Raw genomic sequence first — 26,892 nt, 5'->3', positions numbered from 1 at the left:
TCAGTTGACCGTGACCTGGCTGAGCGCCGGTTTCTGTTCCTGGGCCTGATGCTGTGGCGCATAGACCTGGGTGAAACGCACCGGCGGCAGGTTGAACTGGCCTTTTTGCGAGAAGCGCACCAGATGCCGCACGCGCAACTCGCCGCTCAAGGCATCCACCGGAATGGCGTAAGCCAGTTGCCCCGGTTCGAAGCGCGCCTTTTCCAGCGCCGTCGGTTCAGTGCCAGCCTTGCCCATCAACTTGATGCCCCACGTGGTGCGCTCGACGTCGGCGCCCGGTGGCAGCGGCACTTCGAGCATGCCGTAACGCAGCGGCTTGGCGGCTTTGCTGGAGATGATCACTTCGTCGAGGTACAGGCTGTCGCTGGACAATGGCTTGGTGCCAACCGCTTCGAGTTTGAATTCGAACGCTTCGTCACCCGGCACCAGACGCGACAGGCGACGGGTGATGGTCACGGCCATCGGGTCGATGGCGGGTTGCTTGGTCTGATAACTCAGCGCAGCACGCAACGGGCGCTCCTGGGTCCCGGTCAGGGACAACGCCGCCGGCACCGGCGTAGCGCCCTGCCATGTCCAATACATTTCACCGGTATCACCGTAGTTTTTCTTCCAACCTTCACCCGGTGCCAGGGCGATGGTCGGCGACGCCTGCTCGATGCTGTGTTGCAACCAGCTCAGGGCCAAGGCGCGTTCAAGGGTCGATTGCTGTGGCAGCAGGCGCTGCAACAACTGTTGCGCATGAGCCTGATCGAAGGCTTGCAGCGACAGATTCAGGGCTTCGGCAAACGGCTGCGAACTCACGGCCAGACGTTGTTGCGCATCCGGCAATTGACGATTGAACGCATCCGGCAACGTCACCTTGGACTGCTTGGCCAACGAAGCCGTCAGCGCACGCGCCGCCGCCAGGCCCAGCGCCGAATCCGGATCGCTCATGACCAGGCTGTCTTCGCCATCGTCCATCAGGTTCGCCGCGTTGCCGTCGCCGGCCTTCGCCAGGTCATCCATCAAACCGCTGAGCAAGGTGTTCACCGGCAATTGCATCTTCTTGGCGAACGACAGGATCAGCGCCCGTTGCAACAGCGGCGTGTTTTTCGCTTGCTTGGAATAGACCTCCAGCACCCGCTGCCAATGCTCCGGCGGCAAGCTCAGCTCCAGGGCTTTGCTGGCGTACCAGTCGGCGTAATAGGCGTAAGCGGTGAGGAATGCATCCGGCTCACCGTCCTGGCCCCACCAGGTGAAACTCGCCGACGGCCCGGCCATTTGCACCAGGCGCAGACGGCTGTTTTGCATGATCAGGCGCAAGCGATCACGAACCTGTGGATTCGACGACAGCGATGGATAGGCAATGCTCAGCGGCAACAAACGGCTGGCCGTCTGCTCGACGCCGCCGTACGGATAGCTCAGCAAATCATCGAGGGCCGAACGGAACAGCGCTTGCGGACTGTCATCCAGGCGCAGGCGAATATCCGTCGCGTCGGACGGCAAGGTCAGCGCGGTATCACCACTGGCCGCGTCCACCACTTGGCTCTGGGTGACCTGCCAACCGTCACCGGTCGCGGTCAGGCGCACGGCCAGGGCATCGGCGGTCTTGCCGTCCTGCACCAGCTCGGCAGTCCAGTCACCACTGGCGAGCGCAAACGCTGGCAGTGCGATGTAGTTGATGCCGCTGTTCAGGGTCACCGGCATACGCTGCTCGGCGCCGCTGTAATGGATCACCAACTCAGCCTTGACCGGTTTCTCGGCCTGGCTGAAGGCGAACACGCCGAGGGCCGGTTTGTCGCCGGTGCGGAATTTGCTCGGGCCGCTCCACTTCAGGTACAGCGGTTTTTCCGAACGCACGAATTGTTTCTTCTGCCCGACCTGACCGTCATCGGCAATGGCCCGGGCGGTGATGCGCCAGCGAGTGAGCGAGTCCGGCATCTTGAAGGTGAAGCGGGTTTTGCCGTTGGCGTCGGTGATCAATTCCGGCTGCCACGCGGCGGTGTCGACGTCTTCACGACGCGGCCGCTCCAGCACTTTCACCCCCCGTTCGCTGCGGTTGGCTTTGCCCGGCGCACCGGGGCTGCCCGGCAACGCGACGTCGTAGCTGATGAACGACAGGCTGGCGCTGGTGCGCACGTTGTTTCGGCGCGGATGATAGAAGAACTGGTCGATGGTCGGCGCGACTTCCGGTTGCAGCGCGTAGATCATTTCGTCGACGACGCTGACCGTCAGATGCGCCGGAATCGGCTTGCCGGCGAACTGCGTCGTCAGGTCTACCGACACGGTGTCACCCGGCTGATACGACTCTTTATCGGTGGCAATCGCCACGTCGATTTGCGGCGCCACAACTTTGATACCGGCGTTCTGGAAGCTGTACTGCCCGCCCTTGGTGTAGAGCACGGAGAAGGTCAGGTTCGGCGCAAAATTGTCCTTCACCGCAATGCGCGCGCGGTATTGGGTGTCGCTGAGTTTTTCCATCTTCAGCCAGTCGCCGCCCTTGGACAGCAGCGCCGTGGCCTCGACCTTGTCCCGCTCCAGGGACAGCAGCGCATCGCTGACCGGTTCCGGGAACGTGATCAACACCATGGCTTCGTCGCCGGCCTTGTACTCGGGTTTGTCGAGGACGATTTCCACGGTCCCCGGCACGGCTTTGACGCCCTCGCCAGTGACCGAATGCCCAGTGGCGCCGACGACGCGGCCATGGTCATCCTTCAAGGTCAGGTTGTAGGTGCCCGGCCGCGCGAACGCCACGCTGAAGCCTTTGTCCTTCGCGGTGAGTTTGCCGTCGCCGGTGGTCTGGTCTTCCAGGCGTACCCAACTGTAGCTGCTTGGGGTGACGGCTTTGGTCTGTTCGCTGCCGCCTTCGTTGACGTAGCTGAAGGCAACTTTGTCGCCCACTGCGCTGAAGCGTTGCGGCGCGCGCAGGTTGAAGCTGGCGGCGCCACGGTCGATGAGGATTTCCTTGGTGGTCTTGACCCGATACGCCGCGCCATCGCTGGCAAACACGGTGAGCATGTAGCGGCTCGGTTTGTCGGCGGCCGGCAGGTCGAGGGTCGCGTTGCCCTTGGCGTCGGTGGTCAGTTCGGTGCTGGTCAGCTCCACCGGGAATTGCCCGAGGTATTGCAGCTCGTTGTCGACCATCGACAGTTGCTGGGCGCGCAGGCTCAGGGTCAATTTGGCGTCAGCCACCGGTTTGCCGTCCGGGTACAGCAGCACCAGACTACCCTTCACCGGTTCGCCGGTGCGGTAATCCTGCTTGGCCAGGTTCAGCGAGATTTCGAAGTGCGGCTTGATGTATTCGGCGACGCGGAAGGCGCTGCTGTAGGCCTGGTCCTTGTAGCTGAAACGCAATTCATAACCGCCCGCCACCGCGTTGTCCGGCAGCTGGAAACGGCCTTGGGTGCCGGACTTCGAATCGAGCTTCAGCGCCAACGATTGCAGCGCCGTACCCGTGGCATCGAGCACGGTCACGTTGACGTCGGCAGCGGTCGGCGCCACCGAATCCCGGGCGTTCTTGAACTCGCGACCCACGATCTTCAGCGACACCCAATCCCCCGGCCGGTACAGCGGCCGGTCGGTGAAGGCATAGAGTTTGGTGTCGTAGATTTCGCTGTCGTAATAGAAGTTCTCGGAGACAAACACTCCGCCCTCTTCATCCTCACCAATCACGAACGAACGCTCGGGGCTGACGTGTTTCAGGCGCAGCAAACCATCGGCATCGGTCGCACCGCTGCTCATCACACCGAGGCCATCGGTCCACAGCACATTGACCTTCGGCACCGAACTGCCTTCGTGTTTGCGCGCGGCCCACACCAGCAACTCATCACCGGCAATCTTGCTCACGGCCACGGTGTTGGAAACGAAGACCATGGTGGTCGCGCGGTATTTGCCGATCAACGCTTCCACCAGGTACAGGCCCGGCTTCAGCTGGCCCAACGGGATGTACACGTTGCCCGGTGCGACGCTGACGAATTCACTGGAAGAACCGGCCAGGTTCACGCCGGCAGGCGGCTGGATCGGTTTGGCTTCCCACAGCGGATAGCGGAACTGACTGACAACCGGCAGGCCCGGAATCAGTGCGAATTGCGGCTGGGCGTCGTAGGGCGTTGGCGCGGCAATCGCGGCACCCATCTTCAGCTCGGGCACTTCCTCGGTGACTTGTTTGCGCGACTCGTAGGAAAACGCTCGCTGCATCACGCGACGGGATTTGCGGTACCAGTTGTCCCACAGGTACGCGAGGGTATTCGACAGGCCTTCGCCCTTGAACTGGCCGTCGCTGACCACGCGGTGCAGGTTCTTCTGGCGCTTGAGGAAGTCCAGCGGCTTGTCGATGCGATACACACGAATGTCGGCGCCGCCATAAGGCTCCATGCGGAACCGGCGGTAATCGCGACCCGGCGCTTCGAGACGGACCATCGCCTGTTCGTCGGCGGCGAAACTGCTGTCGGCCAGCAGGAAGAAACTTTCACCGGCCACCGGCGTGTAGCCGCTGGGCTCGACGGTGTCTTCGGCGTTGACCGTCGAAAACGGCAGCACTAAAACCAATAGCAAAGGCAGTAAACGCAACATGCGGGCACCGATCATTGGGAGAGAAAGTTCAGTCGATAGACGCCGATGAAGTTGGGGTTGGCTGCGTCGGGTATCCATCGGGTGTCCTTCCATGTCATGAGTTGCTGCAGGCTCGCGGATCGCATGCCGTTGTCAGTGGGGGTTGTAGTGCCGGTGTGATAGGCGATAAAGCGGCCCATCCAGATCATCAGGTGCTGGTCGTCGCCCTGATCGAAAAACATCAGGTCGCCGGGCCGCGCTTGCGACACGTCGCGGCTGACCAGATGGCTGTTGAACTGAATCAACTTGATCGCGTTGACGTACGGCCCGACCTTGCCGCCGCCCTGCTGCCATTGCTGGGCGAGACCGCGCTGGGCGTCGCTCAGTTGCAGTTCCGGCGGCAGGTAACGGTTGGACAGGCCATTGCTGCGCAGCCATTTGTCGTCATGGACTTTCAGCGCTTCGTTGGCAGCGAAGCGCACCAGGCCCGCGCAGTCCTGCTGAAACCAGCGCGGGCTCGGGCCTTGGGTCAGTTGTTCCTGGGCGATGCGCACAAACCAGGCGCGAAACACCTGGGATTGCTGCACGTCCAGCGGTGGCGCCTCAGTGGCAAACGCCCGACTGCCCAGCAACATCGCCAGCAGGCCGAGGCCTCGGATAAGGGCTGTCACAGGGCTTTCCACTCCAGCGGCAGCCATTGCCAATAGCCGTCCGGCTCGCTGCCCTCGGGCAAGGTCAGCGCGTATTTGCCGTAACCGCCGAGCTTGCGCAGTTTCGGGATCAGATAGGTTTGCGCGGCGTTGTAGAACACCGGTTCCATGTCCTGGGGCAGGCTGTCGAGGGTTTCCTGTTGCATCAGCTGGGCCATGGAATCCGGGCCGAAGTAGACCGGCATCAGCAGGTCTTTCGGCACCACGTCGGCCATCGGCGGGAAGCGTTTGTCGAGGGTGCCGAGGGCTTTATCCACCAGCTTGTCGTCGAGGGAAAACAGCAGGGTCGAACCGTGACGGGCCAGGCTGACTTTCATGAACGCCTTGCCGGTGATCGCGTCCGGGTTCTCGGCGTCCTTGGCTTTATAAGGGCCGAAGTTGGAGCTGACCTGACGCTGCCACTGATGGCTTTCGCCTTCCTTTTTCTCAACCACCGGGAACGCGTGTGCTTCGACGTTGCCTTCATAGGCGCCGACCATCGAGCCGAACAGGTTGCCCAGGTCGCCGTCGAGTTGGGCGCTGTCGCTGTCATTCAGGCTGGCCACCAGCAGCGGTGTGTACAGCCGCGAATCGGCGTACCAGCACAGGCCAGCGGCACCGGCCATGTGTTCGGTCAGGGCTTGAGCCACTTTTTCTTCGGCGCCGAGTTTGACCAGCAAGGGTTTCTGTTGCTCCGCCGCGAGGGGCAAGGCGACGCAGGCGCTGGCGCCCATCGGCATGGCTTGCCAGATCGGTTTGAAATCGAAGTCCGGTTGGTTGTCCAGTTCGTCCATGGCGAGGAAGCTGTGCCAGCCCTTGTCGTCCATATCAAAACGCAAGCCGGCGAAGTTCGGGATGAAGCGCTGATAACCCATGGCCAACACGCTGGAATTGACTGACAGGCGTTGTTTCACTTCAGGCGCACGGGGTTGCAGGCCGAAGGCTTCGGGGAACAGTTTGTCGCCGTTGAGCAGCGCGGCGATGGACTTGGTGGAAACGGCACCCGACTCTTCAGAAGCACCACTTTGCGCATCGTAGAGTTTGGTCGGATTGGACAGCACCACCAGTTTGTCGCCATGGGAGGCGAACATCAGCGCCTTCGTAGCGTTGTAGGTCAGTTGATAAAGCGCCACGTCATCGGCGCCGACTTTCACTGAGCCGACCTGGGTCAGTTGCGTGTCATCCAGCGCGACTTTGGCCAGCGGCTCCAGCAGTTTGGCCAGGCCACCGCGATCCATCACCAACAGGAAATCTTTGAGTCGACCATCCGCCCCACGCCACAGCGCCACGTCCGCCGGTTGATCGAAAAGCTGCTCGATCAGGCTGTCCTGCAGCTTGAGGTCATGTTCGTAAATGATCCGCCGCAAGCTGCCGATCAAGCCGAGGCGATCGGCATGAGCTTCGTAATAGAAGACGAAATCTTCGGTCAGGGTTTCCTTGAGGAACGGCACCGCCAGCAAGTCCTTGGGCAATTGGCTCAGGGAGTTGGTTTCCAGCAAACCGTCCGGGCGGCCCATGCCCAGTTTGTCACTGGCCAACGCCGCCAGCGGCACTTTGGGTTTGTGCATGAACCAGCCCAATCCGCCCGCAACGCCGGCCACCAGGCACAGCCCGATCAGCACGGCTGGCCAGCGACGTGGAGGTTTGGCGGCAGGCGTTTCGGCGGCCGGAGAAGCAGTGTTATCGCTCATGTTCACGCTCATGTTCCCAAAGCTCAGCAATTCATCCGTGGAGCGGGATGCTTAATAGTTGAAAGTCTTGACCAGCAACAGGTCACCGATGGCCCGCAGGGGCACGATGAAGGTCTCGCGTTTTTCGTCGACGGTGTTTTCGTTGAGCACCAGGTTGATCTGCGAGGTGATGACCTCGTTCTGGTTGCTGGTCTCATCGAAGTTATAGCCTTCGCTACCGAAGTTGCCCCAATAGTTCACGTAAACCAGATAGGTGCCGTGCATCGGTGCAGTCATGGTGAACATTTCCGGGCCAGGGCCATCGACGCCGTCCGGGTCCAGGCCGCCGCCGTTGGTCAACGCCGTGTGGGCGAAGAACGCGTGCTGGCCGTCCGGGGTAATGATGTGCAAGTCGAGTTCGGCTTTCGGATCGTCCCAACCCAGCACCACACGAATCCGCGCCGGGGTGCGCAGGTTGTTGGCTTCATAGAATTGAACACGCTTGAGGGATTTGCCCTCGGCACTGCGCACTTCGACGCTGTTGGAACCGGCGCCAAACGCGTACGGCCGGGCGAAACGCCCTTCGTCGTCGGTGTACAGATTCAGTGGATTGCCGTTGACCGCCAGGGTGTGCGGCCCGCGCTGGGTGCCGATGGCCTTGAGCTGGCCTTCGATCATCGTGCGATTGCGCTGGATACCGCGGTCGATGGGTGGCGTGGGATAGGCGACTTGAGGGTTTTCACTGCGATCGAGCAAGCCGTTATAACGCCAGCCGGCTATCGGCTCCGACAACTCGGCCGTCGGCTCGGCCCAGGCCGCGCAGGCCCAGACCAGCATTATCAGCAGTGAAAGAAAGCAACGCATGTGACGCCTCCTGCCATGCACAACGAAACCCTGCGCCCGGTCCTCGGCGCGTTACAGATGCAAAAACTGCGTTTCGTCAAAATGACCCGTAACTATTGGGTCGTAGAAGGCACGAAGGTTAGCGATATGGCGATTTTTTAACAATCAGATACATCTCTATTTGTGGTGGAAATCACTACGAATGTTGGGCGCGAGCCGAATAAAGTGGTTATTCGGCTCACGAAATGAGCCGAATAAGACTATTATTCGGCTCATTGACCTTGGAAGTACCCGAATTCATGGCGTCGCACTGGATCTGGCAACAGCCCGACTGGCCGAGTTTCACCTGGCATGCCGAGCGCCTGACACCGCTACTGCGCGAGTGCGTGCAGGCACAAGGTCGGTTAATGGGCATGGCCAGTTCCGTGGGTAGTTCGCTGAGCGCGCAGAACGAACTGGACGCGCTGTTGCAAAACATCGTGACCTCTTCAGCTATCGAAGGTGAAACGCTGAATGTCGGCTCGGTTCGCTCCTCGCTGGCGCGGCGCTTGGGGCTGGAACAGCTCGATGGCGATCACGTCAGCCAACGCAGTGAAGGGCTGGCGCAGTTGATGCTCGATGCCACCCAGCGTTTTGCGCAGCCCCTGACCTTGGAGCGGCTGCTGGAATGGCATGAGTGGCTGTTTCCGGATCAGGAAGCGGACCTCGCTGCCCGCGCGATCCATGTCGGTGCATTACGCGGTGATGAGCCGATGCAAGTGGCTTCGGGGCGCCTCGACAGGCCGACCGTTCACTTCGAGGCACCGCCTCGCCTTGGCCTTGAGCAGCAATTGAACACTTTCCTCACTTGGTTTGAAGACAGCCGGGGCCAGGAACAGCTCGATCCATTGCTGCGGGCCGGTATTGCGCACTTCTGGCTCGTCACCCTGCATCCCTTCGATGACGGCAACGGGCGCCTGACACGCACCATTACCGATCTGGCATTAGCCCAAGGCGAAGCGCAGGCCATTCGTTTTTATGCGATGTCGGCGAGCATTCTTGAGGACCGATCTGGCTACTACCGAGTGCTGGAGGCCAGTCAGAAGGCGACGACGGATATTACCGAGTGGCTGCAATGGTTCCTGAAAACCTTGCTGCGCAGCTTGCTGCAGGCGATGGTGCGGATCGAATCGGTACTGGGCAAGGCGCGGTTCTGGCAGGCGCATCGGCAGTCCGCGTTGTCGGTGGAACAGACCAAAGTACTGAATCGCTTGCTCGATGGCGGTGAGCGCGGTTTCGAGCACGGCATTAGTGCGGCGCAGTATCAGGCTGTAGCGAAGGTGTCCAAGGCGACGGCAACGCGTCATCTGGCTGAACTGCTGGAAAAGGGCTGCCTCAAACGCCTTCCCGGTGGCGGGCGCAGTACTCGTTACGCAATTAACTACCCTGGCACTAATTGATGCCACGCGACGACCTGTAGCAGCTGGCGAAGCCTGCGTTCGTCTGCGCACCAGTCTTAAAATCGGCACTCTCGGCACATCAGGTATGCCGTGCAAGAAGGGTTGGCGGCTGCTGCGCAGCCGAACGCAGGCTTCGCCAGCTGCTACAACGGTTGCGTCGAACCCCCCGCTCATTTGCCCATACCCCCCATGTCTGCTAGTGTCGCGCCGGTTTAACGTCAACCGGAAATAGCCGCCATGGCCCGCAAAAAAGCTGCACTGGATTTCGAACAATCCCTCGCTGACCTGCAAACGCTGGTAGAGCGACTGGAGAACGGCGAGTTGTCGCTGGAAGATTCGCTGACGGCTTTCGAGCAAGGCATCGGTCTGACCCGCGATTGCCAGGCAGCGCTGGCCCAGGCTGAGCAAAAGGTTCAAGTGCTGCTCGAGCGTGATGGCGAGCTGGCCGAGGAACCCTTTGAAGCGGATCAGCCAGAATGATTGCGGCGTATTCGGCGACCAGCCAGGCCCGCGTCAACGCTGCGCTGGAAACCCTGTTCAACCCGCCGAGCCCGGAGCTCGCGCGCCTCTATGACGCCATGCGCTACAGCGTGATGAATGGCGGCAAGCGCGTGCGGCCACTGCTGGCTTACGCCGCGTGCGAAGCGCTGGGCGGCAAGGCTGAGCAAGCCAACGGCGCGGCGTGTGCGGTGGAGTTGATCCACGCTTACTCCCTGGTGCACGACGATTTGCCGGCGATGGACGACGACGATCTGCGTCGCGGCCAGCCGACCACCCACAAAAAATTCGATGAAGCCTGCGCGATCCTCGCCGGTGACGGCTTGCAGAGCCTGGCGTTCAGCGCCCTGCTCGACCCGCGTCTGAGCACGTCGGACGCCGAAAACAAACTGCAAATGGTCAGCGCCCTGGCGTTGGCGGCAGGCCCGGCGGGCATGGTCGGCGGCCAGGCCATCGACCTTGGCTCGGTCGGCCTCAAGCTGGATCAGAAAGCCCTCGAATACATGCACCGGCACAAGACCGGCGCGCTGATCGAGGTCAGCGTCAAACTCGGCGCCCTGGCCAGTGGTCGGGCCGAGAAAGACGAACTGAAGTCATTGCAGACTTATGCACAGGCCATCGGCCTGGCGTTTCAGGTGCAGGACGACATTCTCGACGTCGAAAGTGACACCGAAACCCTCGGTAAACGCCAGGGCGCCGACATCGCTCGAGACAAGCCGACCTACCCGGCCCTGCTCGGCCTCGATGCAGCCAAGGTCTACGCCCTGGAACTGCGCGATCAGGCCCTGCATGCGCTGCGACCGTTTGACGCGGCAGCCGAGCCTTTACGCGATCTGGCCCGCTATATCGTCGAACGCCGCAGCTGACAGCGTATCCGCCAAAAAAGAGCAACGCGTGGGCAGGGACCGATGCATCAGGTAAACTGCCGCCTCTTCTATACCTATAACGATTCGCCTGATGCCCACGACGTTTCATGAGATTCCCCGCAAACGCCCGACCACGCCCCTGCTCGACCGTGCTAATACGCCGGACGGCCTGCGCCGGTTAGGCGAAGCCGAGCTGGAAACCCTGGCCGATGAATTGCGCCTGGAATTGCTCTACACGGTCGGTCAGACCGGTGGGCATTTCGGTGCCGGCCTGGGCGTCATCGAGCTGACCATCGCGTTGCATTACGTGTTCGACACCCCGGATGACCGGCTGGTGTGGGACGTGGGTCATCAGGCTTATCCGCACAAAATCCTCACCGGCCGTCGCGAGCGCATGGGCACCCTGCGCCAGAAGGACGGCGTCGCCGCCTTCCCGCGTCGTTCCGAGAGCGAGTACGACACCTTTGGCGTCGGCCACTCCAGCACCTCGATCAGCGCCGCGCTGGGCATGGCCATTGCCGCCCGCCTGCAAAACAGTGATCGCAAGGCGATTGCCGTGATCGGCGACGGCGCGTTGACCGCCGGCATGGCCTTCGAGGCGCTGAACCATGCGCCGGAAGTGAACGCCAACATGCTGGTGATCCTCAACGACAACGACATGTCGATCTCGCGCAATGTCGGCGGTTTGTCGAATTACCTGGCAAAAATTCTCTCCAGCCGCACGTATGCAAGCATGCGCGAAGGCAGCAAAAAGGTCCTGTCGCGCCTGCCCGGTGCCTGGGAAATCGCCCGGCGTACCGAAGAATACGCCAAAGGCATGCTGGTCCCCGGCACGCTGTTCGAAGAGCTGGGCTGGAACTACATCGGCCCGATCGACGGCCACGACCTGCCCACCCTGATCGCCACCCTGCGCAACATGCGCGATCTGAAAGGCCCGCAATTTCTGCACGTGGTCACCAAGAAAGGCAAAGGCTTCGCCCCGGCGGAAGTCGACCCGATCGGTTATCACGCGATCACCAAGCTCGACCCCCTGGATGCGCCGGCCGCTGCGCCGAAGAAATCCGGCGGGCCGAAGTATTCCGGTGTGTTCGGCGAATGGCTGTGCGACATGGCTGCGGCCGATCCGCGCCTGGTCGGGATCACCCCGGCGATGAAGGAAGGCTCCGATCTGGTAGCGTTCAGCGAGCGTTTCCCGCTGCGCTATTTCGACGTAGCGATTGCCGAGCAGCACGCGGTCACCTTCGCTGCCGGTATGGCCTGCGAAGGCGCGAAACCGGTAGTGGCGATTTATTCGACCTTCCTGCAACGCGGCTACGACCAACTGATCCATGACGTCGCGGTGCAGAACCTCGACGTGTTGTTCGCCATTGACCGCGCCGGTCTGGTGGGCGAAGACGGCCCGACCCATGCGGGCAGCTTCGATCTGTCGTTCCTGCGCTGCATCCCCGGCATGCTGGTGATGACCCCGAGCGACGAAAACGAATTGCGCAAAATGCTCACCACCGGCCACCTGTACAACGGCCCGGCGGCGGTGCGTTACCCACGCGGCAATGGCCCGAACGCGACCATCGAGAAAGACCTGCAACCGATTGAAATCGGCAAGGGTGTGGTTCGTCGCCAGGGCAATAAAGTCGCCCTGCTGGTGTTTGGCGTGCAACTGGCCGAAGCGCTGAAAGTCGCCGATACGCTGGATGCGACCGTGGTTGATATGCGCTTCGTCAAACCGCTCGATGAAACGCTGGTTCGTGAAATTGCCGCCAGCCACGAGTTGCTGGTGACCATCGAAGAGAACGCGATCATGGGCGGCGCCGGTGGCGCGGTCAGCGAGTTCCTGGCGCGGGAAAACATCCTCAAGTCGATGCTGCACCTGGGCTTGCCGGACAGCTATGTCGAACACGCCAAGCCTGCGCAGATGCTGGCCGAATGCGGGCTGGATGAAGCCGGGATTGAAGCGTCGGTGCGTGAGCGTTTACAACTGCTCGCCAAGTAATTCCCCGCCCCTGTAGGAGCGAGGTTTGCCCGCGAAGGCGTTTTAACAGGCAACGTAGATGTTGAATGTTATGGCCTCTTCGCGGGCAAGCCTCGCTCCTACAAGTACCGTGTTTGCTACGGATATCTATGAAACTCTCTCCTCTCGCCCTGACGCTGACACTCCTGCCGGCCGGCCAACTCCTGGCCGACACCTTCGAACGCGATCAAGCCCTGAAGCTCCCCGACGTGCTGATCAGCGCCAACCGCCAGGTCGAGGCGCGCAACGACAGCAGCGCGGCCAACACCGTGTTCACCCGCGAAGACATCGATCGCCTGCAACCAAGCAGCGTCACCGATCTGTTGCGTCGGGTGCCGGGCGTGCAAGTCGGGCAAACCGGTGGGCGCGGCAGTTTGCCGGGGATCTACATTCGCGGCACTAAATCGGCGCAAAGCCTGGTGCTGGTGGACGGCCAGCGCATTGGCAGCACCACGTCCGGCGACAGCAACCTGCAACACATCAACATCGAACAGGTCGAGCGCGTGGAAGTGTTGCGCGGCTCCCGTTCGGTGATTTATGGCAGCGATGCGATTGGCGGGGTGATTCAGATTTTCACCCGTCGTGGCGGCGAACAAGGCCTGCAACCGCGGCTGCATGTGGGCTTTGGCAGCAACCAGACGTGGGAGCGTAGCCTCGGCCTGTCCGGCGGCGATGAGAAAACCCGCTTCAATCTCGGCGCCAGCCTGGATGAAACCGCCGGGATCGACCGCACTCATGAGTCGTATCCCAGCGATGGCGATCACGACGAATACCGCAATAAATCGGTGAGTTTTAGCCTGAGTCATGCCCTCACCGACGACATCGAAATTGGCGCGAATGTGCTGGATAACCGCGGCAAAAGTGAACTCGACAGCCCCTTCTACCAACAGCAGCCTTACAGCGATTTCACAGTAGGCGGCGCTAGCGGTTACATCGATGCGCGCATCAACGACCTGTGGAAAACCCGCATAGAGTTCGGCCATAGCGAGAACCGCGACAAAAACCTCGACAAACTTAGTGATGAACACAGCGTTTTCAACACCTACCGCAATTCAGTGAACTGGCAAAACGACCTGACGCTCAACGAGCGCAACAGTTTGATCGTCGGCGGCGACTGGTACGAAGACCGGATCAACAGCAGCACGCCGTTCGATGAGGACAGTCGCTGGAACCGCGCTGCGTTTATCCAGCATCGTTATCAGGCGGACAGTTTCTCCACAGAGTTGGGCTTGCGTCGCGACCAGAATCAGCAGTTCGGCGGGCAAAACAGTTGGAGCGGCACCTTCACCCTGCCGTTGAACCCGGACAACGATGTGCTGCTGACCTACAGCGAAGGCTTCCGCGCCCCGACCTTCAACGACCTGTATTACCCGGAGTTCAGCAACCCGGACCTCAAGCCTGAAACCTCGACAAGCTATGAGCTGCAATGGCGCAGCCAGTTGACCGACACCAGCCGCCTGGAAGCGTCGCTGTACCGCACAGATCTAACAGACGCGATCATCGTCAGCAGCAATCTCCCGCAAAACGTCGCGTCGGCACGGATCAACGGCTTCGAAGCGGCGTTGAAACACGAACTGTTCGGCTGGCAGAGCAACCTCGGCGTGGCGATCATCGACCCGCGGGATCGCGACAGCGGCCACACGTTGGCCCGCCGTGCGCGGCGGACGTTGAGCCTGGATCTGGATCGCCAGTTTGATCGGTTGGGACTCGGCGCCAGTTGGCAGGCGGTCAGCGGCAGCTATGACGATGAGAACAATCAGCAGCCACTGGGTGGCTATGCGTTGCTCGGGTTACGCAGCAGTTGGGCGTTGAATCGGGAAGTGAAGCTGGATCTGAAGGTCGATAACTTGCTCGACAAGGGTTACAGCCGGGCGTTGTACAGCTATGACGGCAGCCAGTATGGGTATCGCGAGGAAGGTCGGGCGTGGATGTTTGGGGTGACCTGGACGCCTGAATTATAAGACCGAGACCGATTGTTCCCACGCTCCGCGTGGGAACAATCTGTAGGAGCAAGGCTTGCCCGCGAAGGCCACACCTCGGTCTCAGCGGTCCGGCGCGATCACTTGGCACAACTTGGCTGTCGCCTCGATCATCTGCCCACTCGGCCGCTCCAAGCCCTTATCCGTCACCAACAACAATTGCCCCTGCACCACCGCCGCTACCTGCGGCCACGCCTTCCAGGCATCCAGCTGCGCCTGGTCACTGGCCAGAATCACCTCGGGATTGCGCTGCAACACCGCCTCGACGCTGACCTGCGGCGCCGGCAAGGTCAGGTCGGCAAATACATTGCGTGCGCCGCATACTTCCAGCGCATCGCTGATGATCTGTCCGCCGCCCACGGTGTACAGCGGCCGATCCCAGACTTGATAGAACACCGTTAGCGGCTTATCCCGGCGATAGCGCTGACGCAGGTTATCCAGTTTCAGCCGCAGATCAGCAGCCAGGGTCACACCCCGCTGCGGCCGGCCGAGTTGCGTGGCGATCGCTTCAATCTGCGCCGTGAGCTGGCCGAGGCTGTGGGGTTCAGCGACGTAGGTGGGAATGTTCAAGCGCTTGAGCTGTTCACGCTGGGCCGGGCCGACGCTGCCGGGCCAGAGCAATAACAAATCGGGTTTGAGGCTCAGCAGTTGCTCCATGTCCAACTGGCCGTAGCGGCCAACGGAAGGCAGATCTTTGAGTTCGGCCGGACGCTCACCGGCATCCAGCACCCCGACCAACAAATCGGCGGAGCCCAGTTCAACAACGATTTCAGAGAGAGAAGGCGCGAGGCTGACAACACGCTCAACGGAATAAGCCGAGCCGCTGACGGCCAGCAGCAAAACCGCCAGCCAGACGCGCAGCATCAGCCGAGTTGACGCGGGATACGGTAGAGGTAGAACAGCACCGCCGTCGACAGCGCCAGCAATACCAACGGCACCGCTTCGAGGCCGACGAACACGGCCAACGCGCCGATCCACGCCGGCAGGCTCGCGGCTAAAAAGGCGATACGACGCTTGGCTGCCAGGGCAATCCAGGCCGCCGGTTCTTCAGGGGTATCGAGGGCTTTCTGGGTGGCGATCAACGCATGTTTGTAGCCGCCGAAAAACTTCAGGCTGACAAACATCGAGGCCACACCGGCGATAAACAACGGCATCGCCAGCACCGGCAGGATCGCTTCGCTCTGGCCGAACACGCCATTGATCACGAACAGTGGCACCAACGCCAGCGCCAGGTATTGCCACCAGTTAAAGGACAGTCGCCGCCGCACCTGACCGCGAGTCACGCCCGATCAGCCTCGCCCTGATGCTCGTTGCCCATCATGTGGTCGAGCTTGCTGGCCTTGGTCGCCAGGTACAGTTTGTTGTGCGGGTTGTGCCCGGTGTGCAGCGGCACGCGCTCGGCGACCACGATGCCCATGTCGGTCAAAGCTTTGACCTTGCGCGGGTTGTTGGTCATCAGGCGCAGGGATTTCACCCCCAGGTGCTGCAACATCGGCAGGCACATGGCGTAGTCACGCTGGTCGGCAGCAAAGCCCAGACGCTCGTTGGCTTCAACGGTGTCGGCACCGCCGTCCTGCAACTCGTAGGCGCGGATCTTGTTCAACAGGCCAATGCCCCGGCCTTCCTGACGCAAGTACAGCAACACGCCACGGCCTTCGCGGGCGATGGCCTGCAACGCTGCCTCAAGTTGCGAGCCGCAGTCGCAACGCTGACTGAACAAGGCGTCGCCGGTCAGGCATTCGGAGTGCAACCGGCCAAGTACCGGGGCACCGTCGGCGAAGTCGCCCAGGCTCAGCACCACGTGCTCGCGCCCGTTCTCTTCATCGAGAAAGCCGTGCATGGTGAATTGCGCAAAAGGTGTTGGCAGCTTCGAAGCGGCGACAAAAACGACAGGCACCGGTGTGCTCCTGATCAATAAGTACTGGAGATTCGCAGAGGCGGCATTGTAACAGCAGGTTCCGACCGACGCTTAGGCTGAATTATGGGGCATAACGATCAAAAAGTTTGATCTGAGATGCCAATACCCAGTCTGTGTCCACTTGTAGCAGCTGCCGAGGTACGAGGCTGCGTCCGCTGTAGCAGCTGCCGAGGTACGAGGCTGCGTTCGGCTGCGCAGCAGTCGTGAAATCAGGCGATGCGGTGTTTCAGCCATACCGCGCGCTCAGGTTTTACGACTGCTTCGCAGCCGAACGCAGCCTCGTGCCTCGGCAGCTGCTACAAGCCGAGCGCACTTCGCGGGCTCGGCAGCGCCTACAAACGCTAGCTGCGACCGTTCAATTTGCATCAAATGGATAAGGCTGTTTCCACTTGGCAAAGATCGGTTTCAACTCGCCGCTTTTCACCAGCAGTTCCATGCGCTGGTCGAACAACGCCATCAGCGCGCGGGCCTTGGGGTTGTCGGCAAAACACAGGTACAGCGGCAGCTCGGCAATGTGGGTTCGGCGGAACTGCGACGGATCCCTGGCCCGGGCGAGCACATAGTCGATCTCGGTCAGGGCATCGATGTAATAGTCGGCGCGGTTGTGGGTCAGCATCGACAGGATGCCGGTGCGCCGCACCACTTCGTTGTAGCGCTGCACGTTGGGCAGGTAATCCTGGTACTTGTAGCCGCGCACCCAGGCCAGCCGATAACTACCGAGATTATCGAGGGTCGGCGCCGGATTGCTCGCCAGGCCCAGGGCGTAGATGTGATCGGTGTCGAAGTTCCAGTGCGGATAAAGCACGTCGCTGGTTTCATTGCGATAGGCGCCGACGCAGGCGTCCACCTCCCCGCGCTGGGCCAGGCCGACGGCGCGGGTGTAGGGTTCGCTGCGGATATCGAGCTTGACCCCGGCCGGTTCAAAGACGGTGCGCAACACGTCCCAGCCCAGGCCGTGACCGTCAGCGGCGGTGTAGTTTTCCCAGTCTTCGCTGGCCAGATGAATCACGGACGGCGCCGGCGTCGCATCCCCCGCCTGGGCGAGCGAGCAGAACATCGCGAAAACCACCATCAACCAGCGTCTAGCCATACCTAATCCCTGCTTCACCACTCAGGCGAAAAACCACACCAGGCCCTGCATCCCCAGCCATGCAAAGACCCCGGCCAATACGTCGTCGAGCATGATCCCGACACCACCGTGCACATGCCGGTCCACCCAGTGAATCGGCCATGGCTTGAGAATGTCGAAGAAGCGGAACATCAGGAACCCCGCCAACAACCAGTACCAACCTTCCGGCACCAGCCACAGGGTGATCCACATCCCGACCATCTCATCCCAGACGATGCCTTCGTGATCGTGTACCCGTAAGTCGTCGGCCACTTTGCCGCACAGCCAGAAGCCAAACAGCATGGTGATGCCGAGCATCAGCCAGTAGCCCCAGTCGGGCAACATCTGCCACAACGGAATAAAGGGTAGCGCAACTAACGAACCCCAGGTGCCCGGAGCCTTGGGCAAGGTGCCCGAGCCGAAGCCGAACGCCAGGAAATGCCAAGGGTTGCGCCAGACCGAAGGCGGTACGAATTCCGCCGGCGTCTGATTGGGGTGATCGGTCACGGGGTCTCCGGAAAATGTTGATAACCCCGTGTTTGCGGGGTGATGTCACGTCCATCGGCGTCCAGTAGCGCAACGCCCTGCCCGGTCACGACCCGGCCGACCACATGGATCGGCCAGCCGTCCGCCAGCAACCGGGGCAATTCGACGGGCGGCACGGTGAAGGCCAGCACGTAGTCGTCGCCTCCGCTCAGGGCGGCGTCCTCGGCGCCTGACTGGCCGAGGAAAGCCACCAACGCTTGCGACACCGGCAACTTGCTCCGCTCGATCTGGATGCCGACCTTCGACGCGAGCGCAATGTGCCCGCAGTCGGCGAGCAGGCCGTCGGAGATATCCAGCGCCGACGAGGCTCTGCCGCGTAGCGCTTGCCCCAACGCCAGTTGCGGTTGCGGCGACCAGTAATGGCGCAGCAGCGGATCGGCGATGGCTTCATCGGCAGTCCGTTGGCCAAGCACCAGCGGCAAGGCCCCGGCAGCATTGCCCAACTCGCCACCGACACACAGCCAGTCGCCCGGCTGCGCGCCGCTGCGGGTCAACGCCTGACCGGCCGGCACGCGCCCAAACACGGTCATGGTCAGACTCAACGGCCCACGGGTGGTGTCACCACCGACCAGCGCCACGCCACAGCCCTGAGCCATGACATTCAAACCACGGGCGTAGGCATCCAGCCAATCGGCGGTCACCGTCGGCAAGGTCAGGGCAAGGGTAAAGGCTACGGGAGTGGCGCCCATGGCGGCCAGGTCACTGACCGCTACAGCCAGCGAGCGCTGACCGAGCAAAAACGGGTCGCAAGGATCTGCGAAATGCACACCGGCAACGAGGGTGTCGGTAGAAATCGCCAACTGCTCCCCAGCGGGAACAGCCAGCAGGGCGCAATCATCGCCGATCCCCAGTGCAACGCCCTCGCCGCCCTGCGCACAAGGCGCGGCGGCGAAGAAATGGCGGATCAGCTCAAACTCGCCCATGGCAACTACAAGCGCTTATTAGCGCTTGAACGCCTTCACTTCAGCTTCACGCAGACGTGGGGCCAGCTTGTCGAGTACACCGTTGACGAACTTGTGGCCATCGGTGGAACCGAAGACTTTCGCCAGCTCGATACCTTCGTTGATCACAACGCGGTACGGCACGTCGACGCGCTTGAGCAGTTCCCAGGTGGACAGGCGCAAAACCGCCAGTTCAACCGGGTCCAGCTCTTCGATGGTGATGTCCAGGCAGGGCGACAGTGCAGCGTCGATCTCAGGCTTGTGGGCCGGAACGCCGTGCAGGATGTCGTGGAAGTAGGCGGCATCTACATCGCTGAAATCGTTATCGACCCGGAACTGCGCTTCGATCTCGTTCAGCGACTGCTTGGCCATGTGCCATTGGTACAGCGCTTGAGTCGCGAGCTGACGGGCTTCGCGACGCTTGACGCTTTTCGATGGCTTGCCGGCATCCGCAGGCTTTGGATCGCGCGGGTTGAACTGATCGCTGTCGTCGCTAATCACTTGGCCTCCAACTGTGCCAGCAGGCTGACCATTTCCAGGGCGGACAGGGCAGCTTCGGCACCTTTGTTACCGGCCTTGGTGCCGGAACGTTCGATGGCTTGCTCGATGGAATCAACGGTCAGGACGCCGAAAGCGACCGGTACGCCGAACTCCATGGACACTTGGGCCAGGCCCTTGGTGCATTCGCCCGCCACGTATTCGAAGTGCGGAGTACCGCCACGAATGACCGCGCCCAGGGCGATGATTGCCGCGTATTCGCCCTTCTGGGCTACTTTCTGCGCAACCAGCGGGATTTCGAAGGCGCCAGGCGCACGGATGATGGTGATGTCGCTTTCGCTCACGCCATGGCGAACCAGGGCATCAACTGCACCGCTGACCAGGCTTTCAACGACGAAGCTGTTGAAACGGCCTACTACCAAAGCGTAGCGGCCTTTAGGGGCGATGAAGGTACCTTCGATGGTCTTCAGGGTCATTCGTTAGATCTCTTAAAGAGCCGGGACGCGTTTTCTACGCGTCCCTCAGTGATGTGTTAACCGCGAATCAAGGCCCGGAAACAACCGGTCATTATTCGGAGGGCACGTATTCTACAACTTCCAGATCGAAACCGGATATCGCATTAAATTTCATTGGCGCGCTCATCAGGCGCATTTTGCGAACGCCCAGGTCGCGCAGGATCTGCGAACCGGCACCGACGATGCTGTAGGTGGTCGGTTTTTTCGCCGGGACGTGCTCCGCTGTTTCGCGGATGTGCGCCAGCAATACATCGCCATCGAGCGGGTGACCGAGCAACAGCACCACGCCGCTGCCGGCCTCGGCGACCGCGGCCATGGCGGCGCGCAGGCTCCAGCGGCCCGGTTGCTTGACCATCAACAGATCGCGCAATGGGTCCATGTTGTGCACCCGAACCAGGGTCGGCTCTTCGGCGCACACGGTGCCCAGGGTCAGGGCCATGTGCACGTCGCCTTCCACGGAATCACGATAGGTCACCAGGTTGAATTGGCCCAGTTCGCTGTCCAGCGGCTGCTCGGCAATCCGCTGAACGGTACGTTCGTGGATCATCCGGTAGTGAATCAGGTCGGCGATGGTGCCGATCTTGATGTTGTGTTCGGCGGCGAAGGTTTCCAGTTCGGCGCGGCGGGACATGGTGCCGTCGTCGTTCATCACTTCGCAGATCACCCCGCTCGGCTCGAAACCGGCCATGCGCGCCAGGTCGCAAGCGGCTTCGGTGTGGCCGGCGCGAGCGAGGGTGCCGCCTGGTTGGGCCATCAGCGGGAAGATGTGGCCGGGGCTGACGATGTCTTCAGCCTTGGCATCCTTGGCGGCGGCAGCCTGCACAGTGCGGGCGCGGTCGGCGGCGGAGATGCCGGTGGTCACGCCGGTGGTGGCTTCGATCGACACGGTGAACTTGGTGCCGAAACCGGAACCGTTGCGCGGCGCCATCAGCGGCAGCTTCAACAGTTCGCAGCGCTCGCGGCTCATCGGCATGCAGATCAGGCCACGGGCGTGCTTGGCCATGAAGTTGATGTGTTCCGGCTGGCAGCACTCGGCGGCCATGATCAGGTCGCCTTCGTTCTCGCGGTCTTCGTCATCCATGAGGATGACCATCTTGCCTTGGCGGATGTCTTCAACCAGTTCTTCGATGCTATTGAGCGCCACAAGGCACCCCCTTGAGTCAGGATTTGAGGTAGCCGTTGGCGGCCAGAAAGCTTTCGGTGATGTTTCCAGAAGTTGGCTCTGCGGCCTTATCGCCCAACAACAGGCGCTCCAGATAACGTGCCAGCAAGTCCACTTCCAGATTCACCCGGCGACCTGGCTGGTAAGACGCCATGATGGTTTCGCTCAGGGTGTGGGGAATGATCGTCAGCAAGAACTCGGCGCCATCGACTGCGTTCACGGTCAGGCTGGTGCCATCGACGGTGATCGAGCCTTTATGGGCGATGTACTTGGCGAGGTCTTTCGGCGCGCGGATGCGGAATTCCACCGCGCGAGCATTCTCGGTGCGGGCAACCACTTCACCCACGCCATCGACATGGCCGCTGACCAGGTGCCCGCCGAGGCGAGTGGTCGGGGTCAGGGCTTTTTCCAGGTTGACCGGGCTGCCGCTTTTCAGATCGTTCATGGCGGTGCAGTCGAGGGTTTCGCGACTGACGTCCGCTGCAAAGCCGTTGCCTGGCAGCTCAACCGCGGTCAGGCACACGCCGTTGACCGCGATGCTGTCGCCCAGTTTGACGTCGCTCAGGTCGAGCTTGCCGGTTTCTACGTAGACCCGCACATCTCCGCCTTTTGGGGTCAATGCACGAATACTGCCGATGGATTCGATGATGCCGGTAAACATGGAGTCCTCCTCGAGAACAGGCCGTCTTGGCTCAGGCCGGGAATTATACGCTCGCGGCTGGCGAAGGAATGGCAGTGACTCGCCAGTCATCGCCAACCGCGCGAATTTCGGTGATTTTCAGCTCGGGCGCGTCTTTCATTTGCGCCAGCGGCCAGTCGAGCAACGGGCGGGCCGAGGAGCCAAGGAATTTGCCGGCGATGAAGATCTGGAACTCATCCACCAGGCCTAGCTGGGCAAACGCCCCAGCCAGACGCGGACCGGCTTCGACCAACACTTCGTTGACCCCACGGTTGGCCAGTTCGACCAGCAGTTTGCGCAGGTCCACCAAGCCATCGTCGCCAGCCACGATCAGGCATTCCGGGCCGTTGGCGTATTGCTCTTCGATGGCCATGCAGGTGGCGACCAGCACCGGGCCAGCCTTGAAGAATGGGGCATCCAGCGGCACGCGCAAGCGGCCGTCGATCAGTACGCGCAGCGGTGGACGGCTCATGGCCAGCGCGGTTTGCTCGGCGTCCAGACCCAGTTCGGCGGCACGCACGGTCAAACGGGCGTTGTCGGCCAGCACCGTATCGGCGCCGGTCAGCACCACGCTGGCCTGGGCGCGCAGGCGTTGCACCGCCGAGCGTGCGGCCGGGCCGGTGATCCATTGGCTTTCGCCGCTTTCCATCGCCGTGCGACCGTCCAGGCTCATGGCCAACTTGACTCGCACGAACGGCAAGCCGTGTTCCATGCGTTTCAGGAAGCCTTCGTTGAGCTTGCGCGCCTCGCCTTCCAGGACGCCGCTTTCGATGGCGATACCGGCCTGGGCGAGGCGCTGCATGCCGCGACCGGCCACCGACGGGTTCGGGTCCTGCATGGCTGCCACTACACGGGCGAGGCCGGCATTCACCAGCGCATCGGCACAGGGCGGCGTGCGGCCGTGGTGGCTGCACGGTTCGAGGGTCACGTAAGCCGTGGCGCCTCGGGCCTTGTCGCCAGCGTCGCGCAGGGCATGGACTTCGGCGTGGGGTTCGCCGGTGCGCACATGCCAGCCTTCGCCGACGATCTGCCCGTCCTTGACGATCACGCAGCCTACCCGCGGGTTGGGGTGGGTCGTGTAGTGACCTTTGCGCGCCAATTCCAGCGCGCGGGCCATGTAATGGGCGTCGAGGATGGCTTGCTCTGCGGCTGTGGTCATTCTTTCACCGGCTCTCGGGCCAGGCGATCGATCTCTTCGCGGAACTCGTTGAGGTCCTGGAAGCGCCGATACACGGAGGCGAAACGAATGTAGGCGACTTCGTCGAGCTTTTGCAGCTCGGCCATCACCAGTTCACCGACCACGAGGGATTTGACCTCACGCTCGCCGGTGGCACGCAGTTTGTGTTTGATGTGCACCAGCGACGATTCGAGGCGCTCGACACTCACCGGGCGCTTCTCCAGCGCCCGCTGCATGCCGGCGCGGAGTTTTTCTTCGTCGAACGGCTGGCGGCTGCCGTCGGTTTTGATCAGGCGCGGCAACACCAGTTCGGCAGTCTCGAACGTCGTGAAACGCTCGCCGCAGGCCAGGCATTCACGCCGGCGGCGCACCTGTTCGCCCTCGGCGACCAGTCGCGAGTCGATGACCTTGGTGTCGTTGGCACCGCAGAAGGGACAGTGCATGGTGGCAGGCAACAAAAAAAGGGAGGGCCATGGTAGCGCATCCCCGTGGCAAGACAAGCCATAGGGTTTGCGGTATACAGACGAGCTATTATGGATTTCATGTTGCTGGAGCCAAAAATGTCGTTACGACCGCTCGTCCTGCTCAGTATTTTAAGCCTGCTGGTAGCCTGCAGCAGCGATGCGCCCAAGCCTCAGCCGCCGACCCCGGGCCCCGCGCCACAAGCGGCGCAGAAGAAAGCCAAGGAATCGGCCGCCCTCGGCCCGCTGCCGGCGTATCAACGTGAACTGAGTGGCACCCTGCAAGGCGTGCCGGCCGGCGCCGAAGTGGAACTGGCGCTGCTGGTGATCGACGACAAGTCTCGCCCGCAACAGTTGTTGGCCAGTTCCAGCCTGATCGGCACCAATCAGATTCTGCCGTTCCACCTGCGTTTCAACCCGGAATCCTTCCCGGTCGGCGCCCGTGTTGAACTGCGTGGCCGCGCCAGCCAGTCCGGCCAACTGATTTTGCACCTGCCGTCGCAGACCATCACCCAGCCGACGACCCAAGCGTTGGGCCAGCTGCAATTCGTCAAAGCCCCATGATTGCACCGCTCGACCTGCAACAGGCATTAGACGAACTGCTCGGCGACGCGCAACTCGTCGCCTGCCCATTACCGGATACTGACCTGAAGCTCTGGCTGATCGACGGCGACAATATGGACCGCGCCTTCAGCCAGGAAGAAACCCGCCGAATCCTGCATGAGCCGCCCTATTGGAGTTTCTGCTGGGCCAGTGGCCTGGCAGTGGCGCGGTATCTCGTTGAATTTCCCGAGTGGGTCAAAGGCAAGCGGGTACTGGATTTTGGCGCCGGGTCTGGCGTTGCAGGGATTGCAGCGGTAAAGGCCGGGGCGCTGGAAGTGGTGGCCTGCGACCTGGATCCGCTGGCGATTGCCGCGTGTCGGGCGAATGCCGAACTCAACAATGTACAGCTCAACTATTCGACGGATTTCTTTGCCGAGGCGGATCGCTTTGATCTGATTCTCGTCGCCGACGTGCTGTATGACCGGGCGAATCTGCCGCTGCTCGATGAGTTTTTGAGTCGTGGGCGGGAAGCGCTGGTCGCGGATTCGCGGGTGCGGGATTTTCGTCATCCGTTGTATCGCCGCATCGAGATGCTGGAGGCGATGACCTTGCCCGATCTGGCCGAGCCGGAAGAGTTTCGACATGTGAGTCTTTACCACGCCTCCCGCCCCTGATCGTTCCTTCTTCCGGCGACACCCCGCCAAGCCTTATAGTGGCCTCATTCACGCTTCCAAGAGATCCCCCATGAGTCAGGAAACGCCGTACATCTTCGACGCCACGACTGCCGATTTCGACCAGTCGGTGATCGAGAACTCTTTTCACAAACCGGTGCTGGTGGATTTCTGGGCCGAATGGTGTGCGCCGTGCAAGGCCTTGATGCCGATGCTGCAAACCATCGCCGAGAGCTATCAGGGCGAGTTGTTGCTGGCCAAGGTCAATTGCGACGTCGAGCCGGACATCGTCTCGCGCTTCGGCATTCGCAGCCTGCCGACCGTGGTGCTGTTCAAGGACGGTCAACCGGTGGACGGGTTTGCCGGTGCGCAACCGGAATCCGCGGTGCGCGCGATGCTTGAGCCGCATGTGCAGATGCCGCCGCCAGCCGCCGCCGATCCTTTCGAACAGGCTCAGGCGCTGTTCGATGACAACCGTTTTGCCGACGCCGAAGCCATCCTCAAAGTGCTGCTGGGCGAAGACAACACCAACGCGAAAGCGCTGATCCTGTACGCCCGCTGCCTGACTGAACGTGGCGAACTGGGCGAAGCGCAAACCGTGCTCGACGCGGTCAAGACCGACGATCACAAGGCTGCCCTGGCTGGCGCCAAGGCGCAGATCCAGTTCCTCGGTCAGGCCAAGGATTTGCCGGATGCCGCCGATTTGAAGGCGCGCCTGGCGAAAGATCCGCAGGATGATGAAGCGGTGTATCAACTGGCGATTCAGCAACTGGCGCGCCAACAGTACGAACCGGCGCTGGATTCGTTGCTCAAGCTGTTCATCCGCAACCGCAGCTACAGCGAAGGCTTGCCGCACAAGACTTTGCTGCAGGTGTTCGAACTGTTGGGCAATGATCACCCGCTGGTGACCACGTACCGGCGCAAGTTGTTTGCTGCGTTGTACTAAGTAACCTTGTAGGAGCAAGGCTTGCCCGCGATGGCGTCCGTAAGATCGCCAACGCGAGCAAGCTTTGCTCCTACGAGGGTTCAACCCAGCTGTACAGCGGCGTATCCCCGCCGCTCACCACTTTTACATCCGCACAATGGCGCAGGCGCACCAACAGGCGTTTACCCGACGCCGCGCTGCCGGTCAGCCCTTCCAACTGCTCAAGCAAATCCGGCCCGCTCAATTGCCCGGCCTTGCGCAGCAAGTCCTTGGCGATCTGCCACAGCGCGTCATCCTGGTTCAGCGGTTTGGCCGCCGGGGCGCTGACTTCCTCGGTTTTACTGACCTGCAACTGCGCGCCGAGCCGCGCCCAATCGCCGTCGTCCATCTCCAGGGTCAAATCCACCGGCCAGTCGCCGATGCTTCCGCGTATTCGCAACATAAGTCCGCTCCTGCACATTTCTGACCTGCATGCTCCCATGGGTCTTGTGTAACGCCAAGCGGGCGGTCAAACTCTCCGCACTTTCGTTATAAGATTACATAACAAACCTTTCACTTTACTTCCCGGAGACCCGCCATGCGTCGTCTGCTGCTCGCTCTGCCGTTTGCCCTGTTGCCGCTGGCCGCTGCCTTTGCGGCCAATGAACCTGAACACGGCAGCCTTGGCGCCCACGAACATGGCGTCGGTCGCTTGAACGCGGCGCTGGACGGCCAGACTCTGGAGCTGGAACTGGAAAGCCCGGCGATGAACCTGGTGGGCTTCGAACACGCCGCCACCAGCGACACCGACAAGGCCAAAGTTGCCGCCGTCCGGACGAAGCTGGAAAACCCGCTGGTGCTGTTTGCCCTGCCAAAAGCCGCCGGCTGCAAAGTCGCGACTCAGGAACTGGAAAGCCCGCTGTTCGGTGACAAGCCAGACGCCGACGATGATCACGACGAAGCGGTCAAGGACGGTCATGAGCATCACCACGACCACAGCGAAATCCACGCCCGCTACCAATTCAGCTGCGCGGCACCCGGTGCGCTGAAAACCCTGGACCTGTCGAACATCTTCAATACCTTCCCGGCGACCCAGAAGATTCAGGTGCAACTGATCAGCCCAAGCGGCCAGCAAGGCGTTGAAGTGACGGCCAAGGCGGCCTCCCTGAAATTCTGATCAACCCCCAATCCCGTAGGAGCGAGGCTTGCCCGCGAAGGCGATCTGTCAGTCGACATCTCAGTTGAAT

General features: G+C 61.6%; 26 protein-coding genes. 9 read left to right on the top strand and 17 right to left on the bottom strand.

Annotated elements, in window-relative coordinates:
- The 4 genes from HKK53_RS24345 to HKK53_RS24330 are packed head-to-tail and all read right to left on the bottom strand — an operon-like array spanning window position 1 to window position 7,753.
- Complete coding sequence (locus tag HKK53_RS24345; protein ID WP_169372884.1) at window positions 1–4,566, bottom strand: alpha-2-macroglobulin family protein; 4,566 nt, start codon at window positions 4,564–4,566, stop codon at window positions 1–3.
- Window positions 4,563–5,228: a DUF1175 domain-containing protein gene (locus HKK53_RS24340; RefSeq protein ID WP_429512684.1), complete on the bottom strand. Its 666-nt coding sequence runs from the start codon at window positions 5,226–5,228 to the stop codon at window positions 4,563–4,565. The genes HKK53_RS24345 and HKK53_RS24340 overlap by 4 nt, the downstream gene beginning before the upstream one ends.
- Window positions 5,198–6,910, bottom strand: a complete 1,713-nt coding sequence (locus tag HKK53_RS24335) for a DUF2138 domain-containing protein (RefSeq protein WP_169372883.1) — start codon at window positions 6,908–6,910, stop codon at window positions 5,198–5,200. Before HKK53_RS24335 ends, HKK53_RS24340 begins: the two co-directional genes overlap by 31 nt.
- A gap of 51 nt (window positions 6,911–6,961) precedes the next feature.
- The gene (locus HKK53_RS24330; protein ID WP_169372882.1) at window positions 6,962–7,753 is read right to left on the bottom strand and encodes a YfaP family protein; all 792 of its coding nucleotides are present in this window, start codon (window positions 7,751–7,753) and stop codon (window positions 6,962–6,964) included.
- Between the two features lie 278 nt (window positions 7,754–8,031).
- Here HKK53_RS24330 and HKK53_RS24325 point away from each other — a divergent pair, with 278 nt between their 5' ends.
- The 5 genes from HKK53_RS24325 (at window position 8,032) to HKK53_RS24305 (ending at window position 14,504) form a co-directional block, all read left to right on the top strand.
- Window positions 8,032–9,171 carry a Fic family protein gene (locus tag HKK53_RS24325; protein ID WP_169374287.1) on the top strand — a complete coding sequence of 380 codons (1,140 nt, stop codon included), beginning with the start codon at window positions 8,032–8,034 and terminating at the stop codon, window positions 9,169–9,171.
- A gap of 237 nt (window positions 9,172–9,408) precedes the next feature.
- Window positions 9,409–9,651: an exodeoxyribonuclease VII small subunit gene (locus HKK53_RS24320; RefSeq protein ID WP_056743654.1), complete on the top strand. Its 243-nt coding sequence runs from the start codon at window positions 9,409–9,411 to the stop codon at window positions 9,649–9,651.
- Window positions 9,648–10,535, top strand: a complete 888-nt coding sequence (gene ispA / locus HKK53_RS24315; RefSeq protein WP_169372881.1) for a (2E,6E)-farnesyl diphosphate synthase — start codon at window positions 9,648–9,650, stop codon at window positions 10,533–10,535. The genes HKK53_RS24320 and ispA overlap by 4 nt, the downstream gene beginning before the upstream one ends.
- 91 nt (window positions 10,536–10,626) lie before the next feature.
- On the top strand, window positions 10,627–12,525 hold the full coding sequence (gene dxs / locus HKK53_RS24310; protein ID WP_169372880.1) for a 1-deoxy-D-xylulose-5-phosphate synthase: 1,899 nt from the start codon (window positions 10,627–10,629) through the stop codon (window positions 12,523–12,525).
- A 128-nt stretch (window positions 12,526–12,653) separates the two neighbouring features.
- Complete coding sequence (locus tag HKK53_RS24305; protein WP_169372879.1) at window positions 12,654–14,504, top strand: TonB-dependent receptor domain-containing protein; 1,851 nt, start codon at window positions 12,654–12,656, stop codon at window positions 14,502–14,504.
- A gap of 81 nt (window positions 14,505–14,585) precedes the next feature.
- Here the strand turns inward: HKK53_RS24305 and HKK53_RS24300 are convergent, their stop codons facing one another.
- From HKK53_RS24300 to nrdR, 12 genes are all read right to left on the bottom strand, one after another.
- Window positions 14,586–15,386 carry a cobalamin-binding protein gene (locus HKK53_RS24300; RefSeq protein ID WP_169372878.1) on the bottom strand — a complete coding sequence of 267 codons (801 nt, stop codon included), beginning with the start codon at window positions 15,384–15,386 and terminating at the stop codon, window positions 14,586–14,588.
- Window positions 15,386–15,805 carry an MFS transporter gene (locus HKK53_RS24295; RefSeq protein ID WP_149660939.1) on the bottom strand — a complete coding sequence of 140 codons (420 nt, stop codon included), beginning with the start codon at window positions 15,803–15,805 and terminating at the stop codon, window positions 15,386–15,388. Before HKK53_RS24295 ends, HKK53_RS24300 begins: the two co-directional genes overlap by 1 nt.
- Window positions 15,802–16,419, bottom strand: a complete 618-nt coding sequence (gene ribA / locus HKK53_RS24290) for a GTP cyclohydrolase II (protein WP_054052350.1) — start codon at window positions 16,417–16,419, stop codon at window positions 15,802–15,804. Before ribA ends, HKK53_RS24295 begins: the two co-directional genes overlap by 4 nt.
- A 376-nt stretch (window positions 16,420–16,795) precedes the next feature.
- The gene (locus HKK53_RS24285; protein WP_169372877.1) at window positions 16,796–17,530 is read right to left on the bottom strand and encodes a transporter substrate-binding domain-containing protein; all 735 of its coding nucleotides are present in this window, start codon (window positions 17,528–17,530) and stop codon (window positions 16,796–16,798) included.
- A gap of 21 nt (window positions 17,531–17,551) precedes the next feature.
- The gene (locus tag HKK53_RS24280) at window positions 17,552–18,055 is read right to left on the bottom strand and encodes a phosphatidylglycerophosphatase A family protein (protein ID WP_169372876.1); all 504 of its coding nucleotides are present in this window, start codon (window positions 18,053–18,055) and stop codon (window positions 17,552–17,554) included.
- Window positions 18,052–19,017: a thiamine-phosphate kinase gene (thiL, locus tag HKK53_RS24275; protein WP_169372875.1), complete on the bottom strand. Its 966-nt coding sequence runs from the start codon at window positions 19,015–19,017 to the stop codon at window positions 18,052–18,054. The genes HKK53_RS24280 and thiL overlap by 4 nt, the downstream gene beginning before the upstream one ends.
- Before the next feature lie 18 nt (window positions 19,018–19,035).
- Window positions 19,036–19,536, bottom strand: coding sequence for a transcription antitermination factor NusB (gene nusB, locus HKK53_RS24270; protein ID WP_123509921.1), 501 nt, complete (start codon window positions 19,534–19,536; stop codon window positions 19,036–19,038).
- Entirely contained in the window at window positions 19,533–20,009 is a 477-nt protein-coding gene (ribH, locus tag HKK53_RS24265; RefSeq protein ID WP_003185938.1) for a 6,7-dimethyl-8-ribityllumazine synthase, read from the bottom strand. Before ribH ends, nusB begins: the two co-directional genes overlap by 4 nt.
- Window positions 20,010–20,100: 91 nt before the next feature.
- Window positions 20,101–21,192 carry a bifunctional 3,4-dihydroxy-2-butanone-4-phosphate synthase/GTP cyclohydrolase II gene (gene ribBA, locus HKK53_RS24260; RefSeq protein ID WP_123596788.1) on the bottom strand — a complete coding sequence of 364 codons (1,092 nt, stop codon included), beginning with the start codon at window positions 21,190–21,192 and terminating at the stop codon, window positions 20,101–20,103.
- Window positions 21,193–21,208: 16 nt separating this feature from the next.
- A complete protein-coding gene (locus tag HKK53_RS24255; RefSeq protein ID WP_054616781.1) occupies window positions 21,209–21,871 on the bottom strand; it encodes a riboflavin synthase in 663 nt (220 codons plus the stop codon).
- A gap of 43 nt (window positions 21,872–21,914) precedes the next feature.
- Entirely contained in the window at window positions 21,915–23,048 is a 1,134-nt protein-coding gene (ribD, locus tag HKK53_RS24250) for a bifunctional diaminohydroxyphosphoribosylaminopyrimidine deaminase/5-amino-6-(5-phosphoribosylamino)uracil reductase RibD (RefSeq protein ID WP_169372874.1), read from the bottom strand.
- Window positions 23,045–23,509, bottom strand: coding sequence for a transcriptional regulator NrdR (nrdR, locus tag HKK53_RS24245; protein WP_003228656.1), 465 nt, complete (start codon window positions 23,507–23,509; stop codon window positions 23,045–23,047). The genes ribD and nrdR overlap by 4 nt, the downstream gene beginning before the upstream one ends.
- Before the next feature lie 117 nt (window positions 23,510–23,626).
- On the opposite strand from nrdR, the gene HKK53_RS24240 reads away from it, so the two are divergent.
- The 3 genes from HKK53_RS24240 to trxA all read left to right on the top strand — a co-directional run bounded on the left by HKK53_RS24240 (window position 23,627) and on the right by trxA (window position 25,687).
- Window positions 23,627–24,091 carry a hypothetical protein gene (locus tag HKK53_RS24240; protein ID WP_169372873.1) on the top strand — a complete coding sequence of 155 codons (465 nt, stop codon included), beginning with the start codon at window positions 23,627–23,629 and terminating at the stop codon, window positions 24,089–24,091.
- The gene (locus HKK53_RS24235) at window positions 24,088–24,744 is read left to right on the top strand and encodes a class I SAM-dependent methyltransferase (protein WP_169372872.1); all 657 of its coding nucleotides are present in this window, start codon (window positions 24,088–24,090) and stop codon (window positions 24,742–24,744) included. Before HKK53_RS24240 ends, HKK53_RS24235 begins: the two co-directional genes overlap by 4 nt.
- Before the next feature lie 70 nt (window positions 24,745–24,814).
- On the top strand, window positions 24,815–25,687 hold the full coding sequence (trxA, locus tag HKK53_RS24230) for a thioredoxin (protein ID WP_169372871.1): 873 nt from the start codon (window positions 24,815–24,817) through the stop codon (window positions 25,685–25,687).
- Window positions 25,688–25,757: 70 nt separating this feature from the next.
- Here trxA and HKK53_RS24225 read toward each other — a convergent pair whose 3' ends face one another.
- Window positions 25,758–26,108: a hypothetical protein gene (locus tag HKK53_RS24225; protein ID WP_169372870.1), complete on the bottom strand. Its 351-nt coding sequence runs from the start codon at window positions 26,106–26,108 to the stop codon at window positions 25,758–25,760.
- Window positions 26,109–26,243: 135 nt separating this feature from the next.
- Between HKK53_RS24225 and HKK53_RS24220 the strand changes: the two genes are divergently transcribed.
- A complete protein-coding gene (locus HKK53_RS24220) occupies window positions 26,244–26,822 on the top strand; it encodes a DUF2796 domain-containing protein (RefSeq protein ID WP_169372869.1) in 579 nt (192 codons plus the stop codon).
- The last annotated feature ends 70 nt before the right edge of the window (window positions 26,823–26,892 follow it).

The organism is Pseudomonas sp. ADAK7, from assembly GCF_012935675.1.
In the GTDB taxonomy this organism is placed as follows: domain Bacteria; phylum Pseudomonadota; class Gammaproteobacteria; order Pseudomonadales; family Pseudomonadaceae; genus Aquipseudomonas.
The sequence above is the reverse complement of the archived record's forward strand: the minus strand, read 5'-3'. Positions and strand labels throughout refer to the sequence as shown.